The sequence below is a fragment of the Flavobacterium sp. NG2 genome (assembly GCF_034119845.1).
In the GTDB taxonomy this organism is placed as follows: domain Bacteria; phylum Bacteroidota; class Bacteroidia; order Flavobacteriales; family Flavobacteriaceae; genus Flavobacterium.
The window spans coordinates 3,362,197-3,384,217 of record NZ_CP139420.1; the positions used below are offsets into that span (position 1 = coordinate 3,362,197).

The 22,021-nt window shown below is 35.0% G+C and carries 16 protein-coding genes; 5 read left to right on the top strand and 11 right to left on the bottom strand.

From position 1 onward, the window contains the following. Positions 1-120 precede the first annotated feature (120 nt). From ccoG to SLW70_RS13730, 6 genes are all read right to left on the bottom strand, one after another. Complete coding sequence (gene ccoG / locus SLW70_RS13705) at positions 121-1,539, bottom strand: cytochrome c oxidase accessory protein CcoG (protein WP_320889141.1); 1,419 nt, start codon at positions 1,537-1,539, stop codon at positions 121-123. 209 nt (positions 1,540-1,748) lie between these two features. After that, positions 1,749-2,648 carry a cbb3-type cytochrome c oxidase N-terminal domain-containing protein gene (locus SLW70_RS13710; RefSeq protein ID WP_320889142.1) on the bottom strand — a complete coding sequence of 300 codons (900 nt, stop codon included), beginning with the start codon at positions 2,646-2,648 and terminating at the stop codon, positions 1,749-1,751. A 22-nt stretch (positions 2,649-2,670) separates the two neighbouring features. Beyond that, positions 2,671-2,850 (bottom strand): CcoQ/FixQ family Cbb3-type cytochrome c oxidase assembly chaperone, encoded by a 180-nt coding sequence (locus SLW70_RS13715; RefSeq protein ID WP_320889143.1) that lies wholly within the window; start codon positions 2,848-2,850, stop codon positions 2,671-2,673. 92 nt (positions 2,851-2,942) lie between these two features. Continuing rightward, entirely contained in the window at positions 2,943-5,120 is a 2,178-nt protein-coding gene (gene ccoN, locus SLW70_RS13720; protein ID WP_320889144.1) for a cytochrome-c oxidase, cbb3-type subunit I, read from the bottom strand. A gap of 77 nt (positions 5,121-5,197) precedes the next feature. Then, positions 5,198-5,401, bottom strand: a complete 204-nt coding sequence (gene ccoS / locus SLW70_RS13725) for a cbb3-type cytochrome oxidase assembly protein CcoS (protein ID WP_320889145.1) — start codon at positions 5,399-5,401, stop codon at positions 5,198-5,200. Positions 5,402-5,614: 213 nt separating this feature from the next. Continuing rightward, positions 5,615-8,011, bottom strand: a complete 2,397-nt coding sequence (locus SLW70_RS13730; protein WP_320889146.1) for a heavy metal translocating P-type ATPase — start codon at positions 8,009-8,011, stop codon at positions 5,615-5,617. A gap of 297 nt (positions 8,012-8,308) precedes the next feature. Here SLW70_RS13730 and SLW70_RS13735 point away from each other — a divergent pair, with 297 nt between their 5' ends. Beyond that, positions 8,309-8,989, top strand: a complete 681-nt coding sequence (locus SLW70_RS13735; protein WP_320889148.1) for a Crp/Fnr family transcriptional regulator — start codon at positions 8,309-8,311, stop codon at positions 8,987-8,989. Between the two features lie 214 nt (positions 8,990-9,203). Here the strand turns inward: SLW70_RS13735 and SLW70_RS13740 are convergent, their stop codons facing one another. Then, positions 9,204-11,012: a hypothetical protein gene (locus SLW70_RS13740; protein ID WP_320889149.1), complete on the bottom strand. Its 1,809-nt coding sequence runs from the start codon at positions 11,010-11,012 to the stop codon at positions 9,204-9,206. Positions 11,013-11,258: 246 nt separating this feature from the next. Between SLW70_RS13740 and SLW70_RS13745 the strand changes: the two genes are divergently transcribed. Then, the gene (locus SLW70_RS13745) at positions 11,259-12,074 is read left to right on the top strand and encodes a hypothetical protein (protein WP_320889150.1); all 816 of its coding nucleotides are present in this window, start codon (positions 11,259-11,261) and stop codon (positions 12,072-12,074) included. Between the two features lie 325 nt (positions 12,075-12,399). After that, positions 12,400-13,071 (top strand): MgtC/SapB family protein, encoded by a 672-nt coding sequence (locus tag SLW70_RS13750; RefSeq protein WP_320889151.1) that lies wholly within the window; start codon positions 12,400-12,402, stop codon positions 13,069-13,071. A gap of 74 nt (positions 13,072-13,145) precedes the next feature. Here the strand turns inward: SLW70_RS13750 and SLW70_RS13755 are convergent, their stop codons facing one another. The 3 genes from SLW70_RS13755 to SLW70_RS13765 all read right to left on the bottom strand — a co-directional run bounded on the left by SLW70_RS13755 (position 13,146) and on the right by SLW70_RS13765 (position 17,914). After that, complete coding sequence (locus SLW70_RS13755; protein WP_320889152.1) at positions 13,146-15,164, bottom strand: protein-disulfide reductase DsbD family protein; 2,019 nt, start codon at positions 15,162-15,164, stop codon at positions 13,146-13,148. 1 nt (position 15,165) lies between these two features. Beyond that, entirely contained in the window at positions 15,166-16,476 is a 1,311-nt protein-coding gene (tilS, locus tag SLW70_RS13760) for a tRNA lysidine(34) synthetase TilS (protein WP_320889154.1), read from the bottom strand. Between the two features lie 151 nt (positions 16,477-16,627). Continuing rightward, complete coding sequence (locus tag SLW70_RS13765) at positions 16,628-17,914, bottom strand: anthranilate synthase component I family protein (protein WP_320889155.1); 1,287 nt, start codon at positions 17,912-17,914, stop codon at positions 16,628-16,630. 218 nt (positions 17,915-18,132) lie between these two features. Between SLW70_RS13765 and SLW70_RS13770 the strand changes: the two genes are divergently transcribed. Beyond that, positions 18,133-18,510 (top strand): DoxX family membrane protein, encoded by a 378-nt coding sequence (locus SLW70_RS13770; protein ID WP_320889156.1) that lies wholly within the window; start codon positions 18,133-18,135, stop codon positions 18,508-18,510. 225 nt (positions 18,511-18,735) lie between these two features. Beyond that, positions 18,736-20,460: a hypothetical protein gene (locus tag SLW70_RS13775; protein ID WP_320889157.1), complete on the top strand. Its 1,725-nt coding sequence runs from the start codon at positions 18,736-18,738 to the stop codon at positions 20,458-20,460. A 72-nt stretch (positions 20,461-20,532) separates the two neighbouring features. On the opposite strand, the gene lpdA is transcribed toward SLW70_RS13775, so the two are convergent. Next, complete coding sequence (gene lpdA, locus SLW70_RS13780; protein WP_320889158.1) at positions 20,533-21,936, bottom strand: dihydrolipoyl dehydrogenase; 1,404 nt, start codon at positions 21,934-21,936, stop codon at positions 20,533-20,535. Between the last annotated feature and the right edge of the window lie 85 nt (positions 21,937-22,021).

The following is a 22,021-nucleotide window of genomic DNA, read 5'->3' on the forward strand; positions in this document are numbered from 1 at the left end:
ACAGATTAAAAAGATTATAAGGTTTAATCTATGCTAATCATTTTAATCTGTGGCTCTTTTTTTTATGTTCAAGCGAGATGCACTAAAGTGTAAATCTTCAACTTAATTTCTGAATTCAAACTAATCGAAACTCCTTGGACTTAAGAAAGTGGTTGTGGTCGTTTCGACTTTTTTATCTCCTTCAAATACTTCTATGAGTAATTTCGTTTTATCACTTTCTAATAAGTATTGGTTGATTTCGATAAAAAGAGTTCCACTACTCATACCTTGTTTAGGCACTTTAAATTCCGACTTTCCTACGATATTTAATTTTCCTTTAATGTCTTTTAGTTCAAAATGAATATCATTAAAGTCATTGTGTGTTTTATTGATGATTTTGAAAGTATAAACGTTACTAATATTCTCTCCTTTGTGTTGAAACAATTGCCCTGGTAAACGCAAAATAGTCGCTTCGACATCATTTCGCAAGAATAATAATCCTAGCAATATTCCCACCAAAATGGTTAAAATTGCCGTATACCCTTTCATACGAGTGGTGAATTTGAATGGCGCTTTTTTCTCTATTTCATCTTCTGAAGCATAGCGAATCAAACCTTTAGGAAGTCCTACACTTTCCATAATCGTGTCACACTCGTCAATACAAGCGGTGCAATTCACACATTCCAACTGTGTTCCGTTGCGAATGTCAATTCCTGTAGGGCAAACGTTTACGCATTGTTTACAATCAATACAATCTCCTTTGCCGGTTTCTTCACGATTTTCATTTTTGTTGAATTTGGCTCTACCAGTTTCTTTTTCTCCTCGAACGAAATCATAGGCTACATTTATTGATTTATTATCCAATAAAACGCCTTGCAAACGACCGTAAGGACAAGCTATGATACAAACTTGTTCTCTAAACCAAACAAAAACAAAATAGAATACTCCAGTAAAAATGGACAGCGAAATCAAGGTTTTTAAATGATTCAACGGTCCGTCTTCAATCATCTGAAACAATTCGTCACTACCAATTAAATAGGCTAAAAACACATTGGCAATAAGAAAAGATAGTATCAAGAAAATGGTCCATTTTAAGCCTTTTTTTCTAATTTTATCCCCGTTCCATTCTTGTTTTTGCAAACGCATTTGAGCTCCTCTATCGCCTTCAATCCAATATTCTATACGTCTGAATACCATTTCGAGGAAGATGGTTTGCGGACAAATCCAACCACAAAAAAGACGTCCAAAAATAACCGTAAACAAAATCACAAAGACCACCCCAACAATCATAAAGAGCACAAAAATGTAAAAATCTTGTGGCCAAAAAGGAAATCCAAAAATATTGAAACGTCGTTCCAAAATATTGAATAACATAAACTGGTTGCCATTGACTTTTAGGAACGGATTGGCAATAAGAATCAATAGTAAAAAGTAACTCACCCATTTGCGATAGTTATAAAACTTACCCGAAGGTTTTTTAGGAAAAATGAACTTTCTTTTTCCTTCGGCATCAATGGTTCCTATCGTATCTCTAAAAGCTTCGTTTGGTACTTTTGACATTTTAATTTATTTTTTAAACATATAAGTCATATAAGTTTTTTTTAAACCTAATAGATATATAAGGACATTTAAATTAACATAACTGTTTAAAAACAGTTTTTCGTTTTACAATAAAACATCTTCTATATCCTATACCTCACTATAAATCATACTTTTACAATTATGAGTAAGAAAAACTTAATGACTTATATGTTTATTCATTCGAATAATTATTTTGCCTCTGTAGCAGCTGCTTCTTCAACCCAAACTTCTCCTTCAGGAGCTTTGGCATCAGCTGGATTACTGCCTTTAAGAGAGAGAATATAACTCGCTACTTTTTGGATTTCTTTTGGTTTCAAAGTTCCTTTCCAGGCAATCATTCCTTTACCGTCACGCCCACCGTTAGTGATGGTGTGGAATAAATTTTTAACTCCACCACCTAGAATCCATTGCTCATCAGTTAAGTTTGGACCAATTTGTCCACCAGCATCAGCTCTATGACAAGCAGCGCAGTTATTCGTAAAAATAGTTTTTCCTATTTCTAATTCGGCTGGATCAGTTAATAGGGTTACTGTTTTCTCGTCCATTAAATCGGGAGCGGTTTTCATGTATTCTTCTACCTCAATTTTGGCTTGAGCCAATTCCTTTTGCAATTCCATTTCTTGGTTGTCACCTCCCATGATTTCGAATCGAACCAAATAGACAACTGAGAAAATAATACAGGCATAAAACAAGTACACCCACCACGGTGGCAAATTGTTGTCTAACTCTCTGATACCATCATAATCATGATGCAAAACTATTTCTTCTTCGCTTTCCATTGGTTGGGTGCGGGTTAGTTTGTGCATCAGGTTTTTATACCAGGCTTTTTCTTTATAGCTACTATTTTCTTCCGCTGCTTGTCTTGCTTTTTCTTCTTCAGTTAGCAGGTTGTAGGTGATGTTGTTAATAGCGCTCACTGTTATTTCGATGGCAACCAAAAGAAACAAGAAAACGGCTAGAAAAACAGCAACCATAGGATATTTTATAAATGCAGCTCTATCGCCAGAATCAATAAAATATTCCATTGCACCAAAAATGATAAAGAAAATCGCTGGTACTCGTACATAGACTGGAAATAATTTTTTCATATGAAATTATTTTTATTACTAATTAGTCAATTATATTGTCATTCAATGGAATATTACTCAACTCATTGATTTTTTCTTTTTTATAAGAAACCACCCAAAGGGTAAGTCCAACAAAAAAAGAAAAGAAAATCAACAACGATAAAATAGGATAAATGGATACCCCAGCAATCGTTTCCATATTGTGTTTTATTTGTTCGAACATTTTTTTATTTTTTTAGGTTCTAAGTTTCTGAGGGACTAAGATTCTAAGTCTTTTTATTCAGTCTTAGAGACTTAGCCTCTCAGTTACTTTTTTTACTTTTTCACTTTAATATCTGTACCTAAACGCTGGATGTATGCAATTAAGGCTACGATTTCACGGTCTTGCATTGGGATAAATGTTTCCCCTTTGGCTGTCGCTCGTTTTCTACTTTCTTCATAGCTTTTTACAAAATCAGGGTCGGCTTTTAGGTTCTCTTCTATTTGTTGTGATTGCTTTTTAAGCGTTACTTTAGCATTGGCAACTTCTGCATCAGAATAAGGCACTCCTAAATCTTGCATTACTTTCATCTTTCCTTCAATATCAGTAATATCAAGGGCTTTGTTGTCAAACAACCATTTGTAGCCCGGCATAATAGAACCTGAAGACGTACTTTGAGGATTCCACATATGATTAAAGTGCCAGTTGTCATTGTACTTACCTCCTACTCTTAACAAATCAGGACCCGTACGTTTTGACCCCCATAAGAACGGATGATCATAAACAAATTCTCCTGCTTTAGATTGCGGACCATAACGCTCAACTTCTGAACGGAAAGGTCTTACCATTTGAGAGTGACAGCCCACACAACCTTCACGTATGTATAAATCTCTACCTTCTAACTCAAGTGGAGAATAAGGTTTCACACTAGTAATTGTTGGTATATTTGATTTCACCATAATCGTTGGTACAATTTGGATAACACCACCAATCAAAATCGCTACTGTAGCTAAAATGGTCAATTGTACTGGTTTTCTTTCTAACCAAGTATGGAATTTTTCGCCTTTCAAACGACCATTACTAATGCGTTGTAACTCTGGTGCTTCGGCTAATTCATCTTCGATGGTATCATTAGCACGTACGGTTTTGTAAATATTATAAACCATCACAAACATCCCGATTATGTACATAGTTCCCCCAATGGCACGCATCCAATACATTGGAATAATTTGGGTTACTGTTTCAAGGAAGTTACCATACGTTAAAGTTCCGTCAGGATTAAATTGTTTCCACATAGACGCCTGTAAGAATCCTGCAACATACATGGGTAAAGCATATAAAATAATCCCTAAAGTACCCATCCAAAAATGGACATTTGCCAATTTTAAAGAGTGTAGCCCCCCTTTTGACATACGAGGAACCAACCAATAGATTAATCCAAAAGCCATAAATCCGTTCCAAGCCAAAGCTCCTACGTGTACGTGAGCAATAATCCAATCGGTAAAGTGGGCAATAGCATTGACGTTTTTAAGAGACAACATTGGTCCTTCAAAAGTTGCCATTCCGTAACCCGTGATGGCTACTACAAAGAATTTCAATACCGGCTCTGTACGTACTTTATCCCAAGCACCACGCAAAGTCAACAATCCATTAATCATACCACCCCAAGAAGGTGCAATCAACATTACTGAAAATACAACCCCTAGATTCTGAGCCCAGTTAGGCAAAGCAGAATACAATAAATGGTGCGGTCCTGCCCAGATGTATAAAAAGATTAAAGACCAAAAGTGAACGATAGACAATCGATAAGAATACACAGGACGATTTGCCGCCTTAGGAATAAAATAATACATTAATCCTAAAAATGGTGTTGTCAAGAAAAAAGCAACGGCATTATGACCGTACCACCATTGTACCAACGCATCTTGCACTCCTGCGTAAACAGAATAACTTTTCATCGTAGAAACAGGCAAAGCCAAACTATTGAAAATATGCAAAACCGCAACGGTCACAAAAGTCGCGAGGTAAAACCAAATAGCCACATATAAATGTCGTTCTCTACGTTTTAAAATCGTCCCAATCATATTGATACCAAAAACTACCCAAATCAAAGCGATGGCCACATCAATTGGCCATTCTAATTCGGCATATTCTTTTGAAGTACTATACCCTAAAGGAAGAGAAATAGCGGCAGCAAGAATAATCAATTGCCAGCCCCAAAAGTTTAGATTACTTAAAAAATCACTGTACATTCTGGTTTTAAGCAAACGCTGTAATGAATAGTAAATTCCGGCGAACATGGCGTTACCTATAAAGGCAAAAATTACCGCATTGGTATGTAAAGGACGTAAACGCCCAAAACTCAACCAGGAAACACCATCGGTAAGGTTGGGGAATAAAAATAGTGTGGCCAATAAGAGCCCCACAGCCATCCCGACCACTCCAAAAACAATGGTGGCGTAGATGAATTTTTTAACAATTTTGTTGTCGTAATAAAACTGTTGCATTTCCATATAGTAAATATTAATTGATTTAATAAATTGATTGTTTCACCGCAAAGGCGCAAAGACAGTAGGAATAATATTTTTCACTACGAAACTTTAGCTTTAGATTTTGAACACTCTGACCTCTGGCTTCTAGCCTCTGACTTCTTTAATTCGTCGTCAAAAAGCATCCGTACTGAAGGAGTATAGTCATCATCATATTGACCGGTTTTGACGGCCATGACAAATGCAATAAAAAAACATATTGCCACTACTATACTAATAGCTATTAATAAATAAATAACACTCATACCTTAAATTTTATGAAACAAAATTAACTTTAGCATTGCGGGTATACTATGATATTTATCATACTTTGAAATTTATTAGGAATAAAAAAACGTTCAAAACAGCCCCGATCGCAGCAAATTATCCTTTTTTGAAGGGAGAGGAACGAAGCCTTCAAAAAAGATAATGCGAAGAGCGGGACGACTCGTTATTAAGAGATCTATAACGTAAAGCTCCTAACTTTTAACACCCAACTTTCTAGCATAATAATTACTCATTATCGTCACAAAACTCACTATGGTTATCGTGCTCAAAGGCATGATGATGGCGGCGACCAAAGGCAATAAATGCCCCGTAATAGCAAAAGATAAACCAACGACATTGTAGAGAAGCGATAAAGCAAAGCTCATTTTGATCGTAGTCATCCCTTTTTTAGCAAGTTTCAAGAAATAATGCAATTGGTCAAATTCCTTGGCTTCTAGAATTCCGTCGCAAGCGGGAGAAAAGACATTGACATTTTCCGAAATTGAAATTCCTACATTGCTTTGTGCCAATGCACCAGCGTCATTGAGTCCGTCACCCACCATCATGACGTTTTTGCCTTGCTCTTGTAATTGCTTGATGAATTCTAGTTTTTGTTCCGGTTTTTGGTTGAAAATTAATTCGGTTCTAGGAGGCAGAATGCGTTCTAAAGTAGCACGCTCGCCTTCATTATCACCGGATAAAACTTTTAATTCATAAGTAGTACTCAAGGTTTTAAACAACTCTTCAAGTCCATTGCGGTATTGATTTTCAAAAATGTAGGCGCCATAATATTCAGTTCCAATGGTGATGTGTACAGCGGTATTTTTGATGTCCGTTTGAATACTTTCCGCATCTGTTTTACAAAAGGAAGCCGAACCTAATTTTATAATAGTTCCTTCCCAACTAGCTTGAATTCCTTTACCCGTGATTTCTTTAAAATCGTCTAATTTTATAGATTTTACTTCAGGTAAAAAATCATACAGCATACGACTCAACGGATGGTTGGAAGCACGAAGGCTATTTTTAACTAAAACCTGCTCTTCCATATTAATTGCTTTTCCTTGGTAACTAATCGATGCTTTTTTATTAGTCGTAATGGTTCCCGTTTTATCAAAAACAATGGTATTGACAGCGGCCAATTGCTCGATAACCAAAGCATTTTTGAGATATATTTTTTTCTTTCCTAAAATACGTAGCAAATTCCCCATGGTAAAGGGTGCGGTCAAAGCCAAGGCGCACGGGCAAGCCACAATTAAAACGGCCGTAAAGACATTGAAAGCGGTATTAACATCGATAAAAATCCAGTAGCCAAACCCTAAAAAGGCTATCAACAGCAAAATAGGTGTAAAATAACGACTGATGCTATCGGTGATGCTTTTGTGTTTTTGATGTACGGATTTTTGGAACACTTCATTGCTCCACAATTGTGTCAGATAACTTTGAGATACGGATTCTAAAACTTCCATCTCAATGCTCTTCCCTACTTGCTTCCCTCCTGCAAAGATTTTGTCCCCTGATTTTTTGATAATTGGTTCGGCCTCGCCAGTTACAAAACTGTAATCGATGGCGGCGGTTTCACTGATTAAGATTCCGTCAACGGGTACTAATTCTTGGTTACGAATGAGTAAACGGTTTCCTTTCTCGACTTCGTAAACAGCTATGTTTTCTTCGGATGAATCCAAATTGATTTTGGTAACCGCAATTGGAAAATACGATTTAAAATCACGTTCAAAACTCAAGAAACTATAGGTTTTGGTTTGGAATATTTTCCCTAACAACATAAAGAAAATTAATCCTGTTAAACTGTCAAAAAATCCTGAACCATAATCAAATACAATATCCACTACACTACGCACAAACATCACAATGATTCCTAGTGCAATGGGAATATCAATATTCAACATTTTAGATTGGATACTTTTATAAGCCGAATCATAATACCCACTTGCAGAATACAAAAAGGCGGGAATTGATAACGCAAAAATCAACCATCTAAAAAAAGGCTTATAAGTGTCTAACCAAAATTCGCCCACTTCAAAATATTCTGGAAACGATAATAACATGATGTTTCCAAAACAAAAGAAAGCTAGTCCTAATTTATAGGTCAAACTTCGATCTACTTTATGGTTTCCTGTTTCATAATTTTCCAGACTAATATACGGTTCGTATCCTATGGAGCTCAATAAATAGACAATCTCTTTCAGAGAAACCTCGTTGGAACGATAGGTTATTCTAACCGTTTTTTGAGGGAAATTGACTTGTGAACTTAGGATTCCGTTTTGAAGTTTTTGCAAATTTTCAAGAATCCATATACACGAACTGCAATGAATATGCGGAATATTTAAGGATACTACGGCACTGGTTTCCTCTTGAAATTCTAATAGTTTACTAACGATTTGCTCGTTGTCTAAAAAGTCATATTTACCCTTACTATCTAATGGGGTTGCTCCAGGGGATTGTTCAAAATCATAATAACAGCCCAAATCATTAACGGAAAAAATTTCGTACACCGTTTTACAACCGTTGCAACAAAACTTTTTGTCATCAAAAAGAATTTGTTCTGTTTTAATTATGTCTAATCCACAATGGAAACAATTTGTTGTATCCATAATTTACTCATTTACCTGAGGCAAAGTTCCATAATGATTGTAGCCTAAACTATGATATATGTCATATAAATTCTTAATTTTGGTAATTAAAACCCGTTGGGTGCAATTAATCAAAACATTTAAAAGATGATTTATATTAAAATCTAAAGTCGATTATACCAACAATGTCAGTCTAAGCCTGTCGAAGACCTCTTATAAAGGACATTTCGACAAGCTCAATGTGACAATAGTTATGGAATTTAACTATAAATAACAATTACATCCAACGAGTTAATTCAATAAAATAAGTAAGAAGAAATGAGCAAATGTGAACAATGTATCGTTAGAGAATTCAGCTCACTCAAAGCGTTGAATAAAAATGAACTATTACAAATTGCAGATTGTAAGACTTCTTATAGTGTCAAAAAAGGCGAGCATTTGTTTGAAGAAGGTGAAACTGTGAATGGTATTTATTGTATCAAAGACGGTGTTTGTAAATTATCTAAACTTAGTGCTAACGGTAAAGACCAAATTGTCAAACTAATCAAACCTGGAGAATTATTGGGTCAACGCTCGATGATTAGTGATGAACCTGCTAATTTGAGTGCTGTAGCCCTTGAAGACATGGAAGTTTGTTTTATTCCAAAAGCGGAGATTTTAGGTTTCTTTGATAAAAACAATCAATTCTCAATGAATGTGATGAAAAGCATTTGCGGTGATTTGAAAGAGGCCGACGATCATACTGTATCGATGGCTCAAAAACCTGTCAAATCCAGACTTGCTGAAACTTTATTGCATCTAGAAACCAATTTTGGAAAAAATAATGATGGCTCTTTACACATTCAGCTGTCAAGGGAAGAACTTGGCGGCATGATTGGAACAGCTACTGAAAGTTGTATCCGCCTGCTATCTGATTTTAAAAAATTAGGTTTAATTGAATTAGACGGAAAAAAAATACTTCTTAAAGACCATAAAGGATTGAAAAAAATAGCGGAATAATCTGCCGAATCTACGCACTTATTTTTCACGCAGATTTTCACAGATTTAGCAGATTTTCAATTGATTTAGATAGAATTAAAAGATAAAAAATAAAAGCCACGAATTCACAAATTCCATTCTTATTTCGTGAATTCGTGGCTTTAAAAAATTGACTTTTTTAATAAGCACACTCAACGATTTTTCCTCAAAATCGTAAAATATTTCATTTTTATCTTTAAGAAGCCACAGCCATTTCTGGTATTTTAATTTCCTGAATTAGTCCCTCATAAAAACATAACAACTGTTTGGTTTGTATATTGTTTTCAGGTAAAACATTGGTATTGCTAAATAACTCTTGATAGTAATTAATTCCTTCCAATAAATTATTTTTAAAATTCTTCCATTTTTTAATTTGCCCCTCAGCCAATGTGTCTGAAAAATTTAAAATTTCTTTTCGCAAATAATCAACATACATTTTGAGTTCGTTGACAAATAAATTTGGACGATCTGTTCGGCTTAAAACAGAGGCTTTTCCATAAATATGTTGCACCATCTCTACCAATGACACTTCCTTTTCAAAATAAGCTAAATTAGGTCCTGGACAAACGACCACGCCTTGATTTTGCCCTTTAATCGCAATACCGTTTTCAAGATACGAGGCATTCGCTAATCCAACGCAAAGACAAGATTTATCTGTAATCTCGATTTTCTTTTTTTGATAGTTCTCTGTCGAAAGGGTTTCTTTTTCGGCTTCAAGACTTTCTAATTTTAAATCTTGAAATTTTTTAGATGCCGAGCACATTCCTTTGGCACCGTATTCTTTGCTTAACGCTAAAAACTTCTTCGGACAAGAACTTCCCGGAACATTCGCTTTAATTCGTTCTTGTTTCAGGAATTCATTCGTAGTTCCTTTTACAGCATTAAACGGAATTCCTAAAGGCGAAATATTACTCAAGTAAAAATCGTCTTCTTTGGCATTTGCTAATAAGTTTCTAGTATTTACATCCGTTGAAGTCGCTTCAGGAACTAATAAAAATGGAGACCCCCAACCAATAGAATCTAATTCGTATTGATTAAGTAAAAACTCGTGTTCTTGAGCGGTCCCTACGCCACCTTGAGCAGTTATTTTTAATTCTAACGGACTTTCTGGTACTTGTTTCCCTTTGGCCGTTAAGGCTTTTACCATCAATTCATGGGCCGACTGAATCAATTGCTCTTTCTTGGCTTTGAATTCTTCCAAAATAGGACCTAATAAAAGTCCTTCGGTAGCGAAAGCGTGACCACCACAGTTCAACCCTGATTCGATGCGGTATTCCGACACCCAAAGTCCTTTTTTGGCTAAGAAATTCCCCTGAATCATCGCCGAACGAAAATCGCTCACTTTCAAGATAATTTTCTTTTGCAATTGGTTATTTTCATCTGGAAAAAAAACATCGAAATTCTCAAAATAGCTGTACAACCTTGGGTTCATCCCCGCTGATAGCACTACAGAAGAGGTCAAAGTACTATTTGCAAAACCACGAAGTGAAGCATGTGCATCATTGAATTCTGTAGGTAATTGTTCGTCTTTATCAAAATTATCTTTATCGACCTTCGTCATAATATTGACATCGATAGCACCAGCAGATAAGTGTTCTTCGAGATAATTAAAAATTGCTTCCTTACCTTCATTTATAAGGGTTAGTAATCCAATTTTAATTGTCGAACTGTTAGGTAACATAGCCATATAATTAGTCAAAGCCTCTTTGCTTTCGGCTAATTCTTGTTTGTAAGCAGCAAACTTTTGTTTTACAATCGTATCCACCAAATTCAAATAAGCAGTCACTCTCTTAGCACGGTAATCGTGCATTTTTTGAGTGATTTCTTGGTATTTGATTTGGAATTCATTGCTATAAAACTGATTCATTTTTTCAATCAAATCATCATCTACTATGGATACTACAGAGGAAATTCCGTATTGTGCCACTTTGATGGGACTATCAATCGTGTATCCCAACCCCATTACAGGAATGTGGAAACTATGTGGTGAGTGCGTTGATTTCATTCTTTTATTTTTAATTACAATTACATTTTTACAAAATTAGACCAACAGTCCAACTTAAAATATGATAAATATCAGTCGGATAAAAATTGAGTATAATGACATCCTTTAATGATTTTAACACCGTTAGTTAGAATTTAAAAATAAAAACCATATTTATATTAAAATATCACTAAAAGTGGGTATTGTAATATGATTCTAAATACGATACGTTTGCGATTAAAAATCTATAAACCAAATCAAAAAAAAATGAACACATTGAAATCATTACTCTCACTAAGTTTACTAGTGATTTTATCTGTTTCTTGCTCTTCAGAAGACAAAGATCCAGCAGTTGTATTTACAGCTTTAACCGCTAATAAAACAGACCTTTTCATTGAGGATGCTGTAACCATTAATCTTGAAGGAACAGGTTATACAGAAGCCAACTTGTTTACAAGTAATACAAAAATTAAAATCAATAAAATCACTTCCTCAGTATTTGAAATTACTAGTAGCCAAGCCACTACCGCAACTATAACTGCTGAGTTAAAAAACAACAGTAATAATCAAACTAAAAGTGTAACTATAAACTTTGCTGAACACGGGGTAAAGAACTTTAAAATTGTAGAAGGTATTACCGTAGATGTAGACAAATCAGGAAAATTAATTAACCTCTTAGGCCAGCCTGACTATAAAGTAAGTATACCAGATAGTAATAATATAGAAGCCTGGTTGTATTTATCAAAAGGACTTGATGTTTATATATCTAAAACGACAAATATCATTACACAAATTGATGTAAAAAGTTTCTATTACTATTATACCAATAGTGAAAATATAAAAACACCCTATACGACATATCCTTATGAAATTGGTAATGGTTGGAAATTAAATAATTCCGCAACAACGATGGATGCAGTAATTAACAAATTAAATGCACCTTCTATAAAAACTAGTTCTAATACACCTCCAATAAGTAACATTGGTTACCAATATTTAACTGAAAGACTTTATTTTCGTTTTTATAGTGATTCAGAAGATAATTATACTGGAAAAAAAATCATCTATTTTTCAATTTATTAAATTAAATAGTGATTGTCAAGTCCTGAAAAATAATGCAGGATAAATAAGAACCCGTTGGGTGAAATTATTTAAAAAAGTAAGTTCGAGTGTTTTTGTGTTGTAAAAAAGACTAAAAAACACTTATCTGCCGACAGGCAGGTATTGAGAGCCGTTTTTAATAATTTCAGCCAACGGGTTCATCAATATAACTAGGTCCTTGATTACTTGAAATTTTGCGGATAAAAAAACACTAGATAAAATTGTATAAAAGCGTAACATTTACTAGCTTTAATACGAAAGGTTTTACTTCTTGTTATCCTACTAATAACTCTAATAAATATAAGCTATGCTAAATTGGGATGAAATATTAATTCGCTTATCCTTAGCCTGCCTCTTTGGAGGACTAATCGGTTTAGAAAGAGAAAGAAAAGATTGGGCTGCAGGTTTGCGAACACATATGATGGTTTGTGTTGGGTCTTCATTGATTATGATAGTATCAGCTTTTGGTTTTTCAGACATTCTCGGAACCGAACATGTCGAACTCGATCCTTCAAGAGTAGCAGCACAAGTCATTAGCGGAATAGGTTTTATAGGCGCAGGAACTATTTTGTTTCTAAAACAAGGGACTATCAGAGGTCTAACCACAGCTGCAGGTTTATGGACCGTAGCTGCCATTGGACTCGCCACTGGAGGTGGAATGTATTTTGCTGCGGGAGTAACCACTGCAATCGCGTTGACCATACTTTGGGCTTTACAACCCTTAGAGCTTATGTATACTAAAAAATTTAAGCAAAAAACCTTGACAATTGTTACCAGTTTAAATATCAATAATACAGACTTATTCAAAAACTTATCTAATGGAGATGAGTCAAAAATTCAAAATTTTACTTTTGAAAGAAATGAAAATGAATTCACCTTTCAATTAAAATTAGAAAACATGGAAGTAGCTAAGATTAACAATCTGATTGATGAACTAAAGAAAGATCCTGCCATCAAGGAAATTTCGTGGAGTCATTAGTCAACCATCACCAAGCCTTACTGATTTAAGATTATTTCTCAAATGCGGCTGTCTTTTATTTGAAACTTGGAGTCCTACTTAAAATTTGAAAGACCATCTTTTAACCAATTTTCATATTCTGAAATACCTACATAACTAATCGTAGGTTTGGCAGTATTTAGACTTTTCCCTTCCAAATCCGTTAAGACATAAAGAGGTTGTGTATTGGTCTTATATCTCGAAATCATAAAATCTGTCCACTTATCGCCAATGGTTTCAATTTCTGAACCTGAGGTTGACACAAACTGTTCGCTTTTGGGTAAGGCTCTTTTATCATCTACATATAACGAAATCAATACAACATCCTTTTTCAAAATAGACATTATTTTAGCATCAGACCATACATTGTTTTCCATTTTTCGGCAATTCACACAAGCATAGCCTGTAAAATCCAATAGAATGGGTTTATTGACTGTTTTGGCGTAGGCCAAACCTTTTTCATAATCTTCAAAAATAGTTAGTCCGTGTACGCCTATTTTAGCTCCTTCGGGCAAGTCGGTCGCAGGAATAAGTGCCGAACCTCCTACTCCATGTGGACTTTCGCTATATTCCATCGGTGGTGGGAAAGCGCTAATCAATTTCAATGGCGCACCCCATAATCCTGGAATCATGTAAATCGTAAAACTCAACACTACTAATCCCATCATCACTCTTCCTACTGAAAGATGCGTCAACGGGCTGTCGTGTGGCATCGTAATCTTTCCAAATAGGTACAATGCTAAGGTTCCAAAAATAGCTATCCAAATCGCTAAAAAAACTTCTCTTTCTAATAAATGCAATTGCAACACCAAATCAGCATTCGATAAAAATTTGAATGCCAAAGCCAATTCTATAAATCCTAAAAATACTTTCACGGTATTCAACCATCCACCAGATTTAGGTAAAGATTGCAACCAACCTGGGAATAAGGCAAAAAACATAAAAGGTAAGGCTAAGGCCAATGAAAATCCGAACATCCCAACAATAGGTGCGATTCCGCCTTTTGAAGCGGCTTCTACTAATAAGGTTCCAACGATTGGACCTGTACATGAAAAAGATACAATGGCTAAGGCCAATGCCATAAATAATATACCCACAATTCCACCTCTATCTGCCTGACTATCGACTTTGTTTGCCCAAGAATTAGGCAAGACAATTTCGAAGGCTCCTAAAAAAGAAATTGCAAAAAGTACCAGTAAAGCAAAAAATATCAAGTTAAACCAAACATTTGTTGACAAAGCGTTCAAAGCTCCGGCTCCAAAAATAGTAGTGACAATCAATCCTAAAACCACATAAATCACGATTATCGAAATACCGTAAAAAATAGCATTGCGGATTCCTGCTGCTCTGGTTTTACTTTGTTTGGTAAAAAAACTAACCGTCATAGGAATCAACGGAAATACACAAGGTGTTAGCAAGGCTGCAAATCCCGAAAGAAAAGCGATAAAGAAAATCGTCCACAATCCTTTTTTAGTGGTGGTATCTTCTGTTGGAATTACTTCTGCTGGTGCCGAAATTGTTTCAGCTTGCATCACACTGGCTTCGCCTAAACTTGGTGCTAGAGAATCTGCTTGTACCTGTTCAGTAATTGGATTTTCAACTGTTGGCGCAACTATTTCAGAAGTAGATGCGGGAATTATAAAAGTGAATTTCTTTTCTTGATTGATGCAAACCTCTTTACAAACTTGGTAGTTTAGTACCGCTTCAATTTTGGAAATTTTGGTATTGGTTAACTTAATTTCTTGTTGGATTTGGGCTTTTCCCTCAAAAAAGGTTTCGTTGACTTCGAAAATGTCGTTATAGGCTGTTTTGGTTTTGCTTTCTTTGGCTTTGCCAATAAGTGTATAATTCCCTTTTTGGTTTTTAAAAACAACTTCTAACGGCAATGGTCCTCCTTCAGGGGTAAATTGCGAATACATATGCCAATCCTTTTCAATAACGGCATTGAAGGTCAACACATAGGTGTTATCCGATTTCTTTTCGATAGCGGTGGTCCATTTGGCAGGATCCAAAATTTGTGCATCGATAGAAGCAAATGCCAATAGTGTAATAACCAAAAAGAATAATTTCTTCATCTTATTGTAATTGTATTTTTAGAATATTTTTAGTGGTTGCCAAAACCTTAAATCGTTCATCTTGTCGCAATCCAATGACCCAAACGATGGTTTCTCCTGACCAAAGAATCCATACACTTTCTTTTTCTACCAAGGATAATTTTTCGTCTTTAAATAGTTTGCTCACTTTCTTAGACTTGCCATTCATCCCGAACGGTTGAAAAATATCGCCTTCGTTCCATTTTTGTAAAACCAGTGGAAACTGCAATAAATCTTCGTCCACAAATATAGATGTATTTGAAGGATTAGAAATGCTATCTACTTTGCAAATCGACAGTTTTAAGGGAACATTAACGTCTGTAGTTTCTCTTTGGATTTCATAATAATCCTCTTCGTCTTCTCTTTCAATAGGACTCAATATTAATTGGTCACGATCTTTTAGCAATCTGAAAAGAGACGAGAAAATTTGTTTTCCTGACACGCTTTCAACCAAATCATATATATCTTCCCAAGCCGTAAACCCAAATTCCTTCAACCATTGGTATAAATAAGATTGGTAATTAGGCAAACGCAACAATTGTTTAAGGTCAATATATATCAAATCTTCGTCTTGGGTTACCACTTGCTGATAAACCATAATCGATGCGTCCTCTACCATACCCGCCGCATCTTGTAAATAGGTTTGCGTCTTGCTAAAAGCCTCCATAAAATGTGGGTTCAATTCTTTCAACAAAGGAACCAAATCGTGGCGAATTTTATTTCTTAAATATTTATCCGATGCATTACTACTGTCTTCTCTCCAATTAATGTTATTTTCTTTGGCGAAAGCCAAAATATCCTCACGAGAAACAGTTAAGAATGGTCTAATAATTTCATTATTTTGCTCTGGAATCCCAGTCAAACCGTCTAATCCCGTTCCACGACTCAAGTTAATTAAAAAGGTTTCCAGATTATCATCAGCATGATGTGCTGTGAGAATGTAGTCGTAATTTTCGGTTCCTAATAATTCGTAAAACCAATTATAGCGCAACTCTCTAGCGGCGACTTGAGTCGAAAGTTTGTAATCTTTGGCAAAAGCCGTAGTATCAAACTGTGTTACATAAATGGGAATTTGATATTCCTGGGCGTATTCTTGAATAAAACTTTGATCCCCAAAACTCTCCAATCCTCGCAATTGAAAATTACAATGCGCAATGGCTATTTCATATCCCAATTGCTGAAAAACATGCAACATGACCATACTGTCAAGACCTCCACTGGTAGCGAGTAGCAGTTTTTTACCTTTTAGAAAAGACAATCGCTGTTCAAGATGTAGTTTTATTTTTTTGAGCATATTTTTTTTTTTGATGGAAGTTGGAAGATGGGAGTTGGGAGACATTGGAACAAATTAAACTCATAATATTCAAACTTCCCTCTTCTAACTTCTAACTTGAAACTTCTAACTTGAAACTTCTAACTTGAAACTTCTAACTTGAAACTTGAAACTAAGACAACACTTCCCGCATTGCCTTCGCTTTCAACAAACATTCCTCATACTCTTTTTCTGGATTTGAAAGCGACGTAATCGCACTTCCTACCGAAAAAGAGACATATTGATTTTCTTGATTGTACAAGATACTTCGAATCACGACATTAAAATCAAAGTCGCCAGTTGGTGTAAAATAACCTACTGCTCCACTGTACAATCCTCGTTTGGTTTCCTCTAATTCTTCAATGATTTTCATCGCTGAAATTTTGGGAGCTCCAGTCATACTTCCCATTGGAAAACTATACTTAATTACCTCGACACCAGTAAATTTATCACTTATTTTTGAAGTAATAGTCGAAATCATTTGGTGTACTTGAAGAAAGCTTTTTATTTCACATAAAGCACTTACTTCCACTGAACCTTTTTGAGCCGTGTGAGACAAATCATTTCGAACTAAATCGGTTATCATGATGTTCTCCGCTCGTTCTTTAGGATTATTTTCTAGTTCGTGTTTTGATTTTTCGTCTTCAATAGGGTCTTCAAAACGTTTGGCAGTCCCTTTTATGGGTTGCGAAATAATGTTTTCTCCCACCTTTTTCAAATAACGTTCAGGAGAAGCCGACAACAAAAACTGTTTGTTATTTTTAAAAAAGACCGAAAAAGGAGGTTTTGAAATCTCGTTTAATTTTGAAAAACTAGCTAAAGGATGAACACTACTGTTTTCCGCAAAAAACTCCATGCAAAAATTCGCCTCATAAATATCTCCATGATGGATATGTTCCAAAATTTGGCTTACTTTTTTAATATAATCTTCTTTCGGAATTCGTTGCTCTATCAAAAGAGGAGAATGAGTTGAAGTGTTTTCTAGTTCTACACTAAATATTGCTTCTAAATCTTCTTCCAATTCATCATCACACATATTTAGATATTGGATTTCAACACTGTTTCCATTAATTAAAAACAACTTTTTAGGCTGGAAGAAAAACAAATCTGGAAACTCGAGACCATCCTGATTTTTGGAATGCAAAGCCTCAGTATCGTTTTTTAAATCATACGACAAATAGCCAAAAATCCAATCTCGAGTGGTTTGTTGGTATTGTTTTAAATCATCAAAGGCGTTATGATAGTCTGTTTTAATAGATGTAAAAGCGTCTACTGCAAGAATACAATCGTAGGTAGCATAATCTTGAGGATAGTCGTTACTATCCAAAAAAACAATTTCTCGAAATTGTTGTGACCAAAATAGCAATTGCTTTTTGAATATTTTCGGGTCAGCAATAGTCTTGTTTAGGGTAAGTCTCAATTGATTTTTACTTTAAAAACTCAAAATTACGACAAAAAAAATGCTTTAATAAATCAATATAGGAAAAATCAGTTATAAATTTCGTAAATTTACTATAGAAAACTTGTTTTAAGTTCATTAACAACAGCAAACCAGCCATTTTATTAAGAATTCTGACGGAAGTCAATAGAAATATTTGTGATGTTACTTTAACTATTTAACCTAAAAACCAATATATCATGAAAATTGCAACCATTATCATTCGAACTATGCTCGGGCTATTGTTCCTCTACACTTCAATAAGTCATTTTTTACATTTAAACCCAACACCAGTTTCCTCAGGGGATTTCCAAGCCTTTCAAGCTGGATTAGTCGTTTCTACCTATTTAATTCCACTTGCTAAAACTGTAGAATTATTATGTGGACTCTCCTTTGTGACTGGAAAATACATGACCTTAGCTAATTTGGTAATTTTTCCAGTGACTATAAATATCTTATTAATCAACTATTTTTTAACTCCTGAAAACTTACCAATAGCCATTTTTGTTTTCTTGGGGAACATATTCTTAATTTTTACCCATTGGGAAAACTACAAAGGTTTATTCAAAGCAAATTAAATTTCTCTATAAAAACAAAACCCTGCTCATTACTGAACAGGGTTTTTTGGTATAATTTAAGAATCGAAAAAAAACGATAGAAAGTCTCATTGATAAAATTTAGTTGATTTTTATAAACAATAAAATTTTATTGATCTATCGAAATAGAATCTTTTGAGATCAATAATTCTCAAAATACATTAATTCGCAATTATATTTTTTTTTACTTATAAATCGCTATAAATCATGAAAAAAATTATATTAATAATCGTGATAGCCTTTGTATTTTCTTGCAAGAATGAACCTCAAAAAAATGAGAAAACACCAATTGAAAAAACTAAAAAGTCATCCTATGGATGCAGCCCTCAAACTACAGATTCAAATTGGTATTTAACAGACAACAAGGCTCCTGTTTTCAAAGGACTCGATGTTATTGAATATCCGATAACAACCAAAAACATTGAAGCCCAAAAATATTTTAATCAGGGTTTAGCTCTTTCGTATGGCTTCAACCATGCCGAAGCTGCTCGTTCATTTTATTATGCAACAAAATTAGATCCAGAGTGTGCTATGTGTTATTGGGGTTTTGCTTATGTGCTTGGCCCAAATTACAATGCTGGTATGGAACCTGACAACTATGAAAGAGCTTATATAGCAATCCAAAAAGCAACAAAACTCTTAGACAAAGCTACTGAAAAAGAGAAAGCGTTAATAAATGCATTAGCCAAAAGGTATGTCGAAAAACCGGTTGATGACCGAAGTAATTTAGACATTGCCTATTCTAGTGCAATGAAAAAAGTTAGTCAAAAATTTTCAGACGATGTTGATATTAATGCGCTCTATGTTGAATCAATTATGGATTTACATCCTTGGGATTTATATGAAAAAAACGGAGCACCAAAAAAATGGACATCAGAAATCGTTTCTCTATTAGAAAAAATTTTGAAAAAGAATCCAAAACATATTGGAGCAAACCATTTTTACATACATGCTGTCGAGGCTTCTAACACACCCGAACGGGGCAATAATGCTGCTAAAGTATTTGACGATGGATTGATACCTGGTGCTGGACATTTGGTTCATATGCCTTCGCACATATACATCCGAACTGGCGAATATCACAAGGGTACCATCTCTAATATTAATGCCGTAAAAGTGGACAGCAATTATGTCACCACCTGTCATGCTCAAGGAGTTTATCCTCTAGCCTATTATCCACATAATTATCATTTTATGGCCGGGACAGCAACCTTAGAGGGCAATAGTAAATGGGCAATGATAGGAGCTAATCAAGTATCAAAACATGTTCATCCGAAGATTATGATAGAACCTGGTTGGGGGACACTACAACATTACTACGTAATTCCATATTATGTAGCGGTTAAATTTGGAAAGTGGGATGACATACTTAAAATGAAATTGGTAAGCGACACTTTAAAATACCCCCTTGCCGTTTCACATTATGCAAAAGGAATGGCTTATTTAGGCAAAAAAGATTTAAAGAAAGCCAAACAAGAATTATTTATGCTTGAAGAAATAGCCAAAGATGAAAAACTAAAGCAAATTACCATTTGGGAAATAAATTCTGTTTACACTTTATTACAAATTGCCACAAAAGTATTGAAAGCAGAAATATTGGCCAGCGAAAAAACATTCAACCCGAGTATCGCCTTGCTTAAAGATGCTGTAACCATTGAAGACTCTTTAAATTACAATGAACCTCCTGATTGGTTCTTTTCAGTGAGACACCATCTTGGAGCAGTACAAATTGAATCTGGAAAATATCAAGATGCAATAAAAACATATGAAGACGATTTAAAACGATTGCCAAAGAACGGATGGGCTCATCACGGGCTCAAGCTTGCATACGAAAAAATGAATCAAAAAAAGAAAGTCAAAGATATTGAAAAACTGATCAAAAAAAGTTGGTCGAGCGCCGATGTAACCATAACAACATCTCGAATAAAATAAAAAGAGGCTGTCTATACTTTTAGACAGCCTCTCATATAAAAAATAACAACTATTAAATCTTAGCTGATAAAATTACACGTGCAATGCTCTGTTATCAGTTGCAGCCAAAGCCGCTTCTTTAATCGCTTCTGCAAATGTAGGGTGTGCATGTGACATTCTTGAAATATCCTCAGCAGACGCTTTGTACTCCATTGCTACAACCGCCTCAGCAATTAAATCAGCTGTTCTTGCTCCAATCATGTGAACTCCTAGAACCTCATCAGTTTTAGCATCTGCTAAGATTTTTACAAATCCGTCCAAATCAGCACTTGCTCTTGCACGTCCTAAGGCTTTGAATGGGAAACTTCCTGATTTATATGCTACACCAGCCGCTTTTAATTGCTCTTCTGTTTGTCCAACAGCAGCAACTTCTGGCCATGTATACACAACACCTGGGATTAAGTTGTAATCAATATGTGGTTTTTGTCCTGCTAAGATTTCAGCAACCATAGTTCCTTCTTCCTCTGCTTTGTGTGCCAACATCGCTCCACGAACTACGTCACCAATAGCATAAATGTTAGAAGCCGAAGTTTGTAAATGATCGTTTACTTCGATTTGACCTCTTTCAGAAATTTTTACTCCTGCATTTTCAGCGTTCAATCCATCTGTATAAGGACGACGACCAACAGACACTAATGAATAATCTCCCTCTAAAGTTACGATTTCACCTTTAGCATTTTCTGCTTTAACAGTCACCACATCACCAACTCTTTCAACAGACTGTACTTTGTGAGACGTATAAAATTTCATTCCTTGTTTTTTCAATACTTTAGTCAATTCTTTAGACAAAGCGCCGTCCATTCCTGGAATGATTCTGTCCATGAATTCTACTACTGATACTTGTGCTCCTAAACGCAAGTACACTTGACCTAATTCGATTCCGATGACACCACCACCGATGATGACCAAGTGTTTTGGAACTTCTTTCAAAGCCAAAGCTTCAGTTGAAGTGATGATTCTTTCTTTATCAATTTTGATAAATGGCAAAGAAGAAGGTTTTGAACCTGTAGCAATAATGATATTTTTAGCTTCAATAGTTTCTGAAGTACCATCTGCTTTTGCGATAGCAATATGAGTCGCATCTACAAACGAACCTAAACCATTGAAAACAGTCACTTTATTTTTGTCCATCAGATAGTTGATACCTCCTGATGTTTGATCAACTACCGCTTGTTTACGAGCAATCATTTTTTCAAGGTTCACTTTTACCTCACCAGAAAGTTCGATTCCGTGATCTTCAAAATGCTTAATTTCAGCATAATGATGAGAAGAAGACAACAATGCTTTAGATGGAATACATCCAACATTCAAACAAGTACCTCCTAAAGTAGAATATTTTTCGATAATGGCTGTTTTAAACCCTAATTGTGCACAACGAATAGCTGAAACATATCCGCCTGGTCCTGAACCAATGATGACAACGTCAAATGAACTCATAGTATATTTTTTATGTGTGTATTATTATTTTTGCGGTTACAAAATTAAGGAATTAAGTTTTGTTTAAACTTTAAAGTTTGAGGTT

Coding starts and splice junctions, on each gene's coding strand:
- ccoG (WP_320889141.1), bottom strand. CDS start 1,539: ATGTCAAAAGTACCAAACGAAGCTTTTAGAGATACGATAGGAACCATT.
- SLW70_RS13710 (WP_320889142.1), bottom strand. CDS start 2,648: ATGAAAAAATTATTTCCAGTCTATGTACGAGTACCAGCGATTTTCTTT.
- SLW70_RS13715 (WP_320889143.1), bottom strand. CDS start 2,850: ATGTTCGAACAAATAAAACACAATATGGAAACGATTGCTGGGGTATCC.
- ccoN (WP_320889144.1), bottom strand. CDS start 5,120: ATGGAAATGCAACAGTTTTATTACGACAACAAAATTGTTAAAAAATTC.
- ccoS (WP_320889145.1), bottom strand. CDS start 5,401: ATGAGTGTTATTTATTTATTAATAGCTATTAGTATAGTAGTGGCAATA.
- SLW70_RS13730 (WP_320889146.1), bottom strand. CDS start 8,011: ATGGATACAACAAATTGTTTCCATTGTGGATTAGACATAATTAAAACA.
- SLW70_RS13735 (WP_320889148.1), top strand. CDS start 8,309: ATGAGCAAATGTGAACAATGTATCGTTAGAGAATTCAGCTCACTCAAA.
- SLW70_RS13740 (WP_320889149.1), bottom strand. CDS start 11,012: ATGAAATCAACGCACTCACCACATAGTTTCCACATTCCTGTAATGGGG.
- SLW70_RS13745 (WP_320889150.1), top strand. CDS start 11,259: ATGAACACATTGAAATCATTACTCTCACTAAGTTTACTAGTGATTTTA.
- SLW70_RS13750 (WP_320889151.1), top strand. CDS start 12,400: ATGCTAAATTGGGATGAAATATTAATTCGCTTATCCTTAGCCTGCCTC.
- SLW70_RS13755 (WP_320889152.1), bottom strand. CDS start 15,164: ATGAAGAAATTATTCTTTTTGGTTATTACACTATTGGCATTTGCTTCT.
- tilS (WP_320889154.1), bottom strand. CDS start 16,476: ATGCTCAAAAAAATAAAACTACATCTTGAACAGCGATTGTCTTTTCTA.
- SLW70_RS13770 (WP_320889156.1), top strand. CDS start 18,133: ATGAAAATTGCAACCATTATCATTCGAACTATGCTCGGGCTATTGTTC.
- SLW70_RS13775 (WP_320889157.1), top strand. CDS start 18,736: ATGAAAAAAATTATATTAATAATCGTGATAGCCTTTGTATTTTCTTGC.
- lpdA (WP_320889158.1), bottom strand. CDS start 21,936: ATGAGTTCATTTGACGTTGTCATCATTGGTTCAGGACCAGGCGGATAT.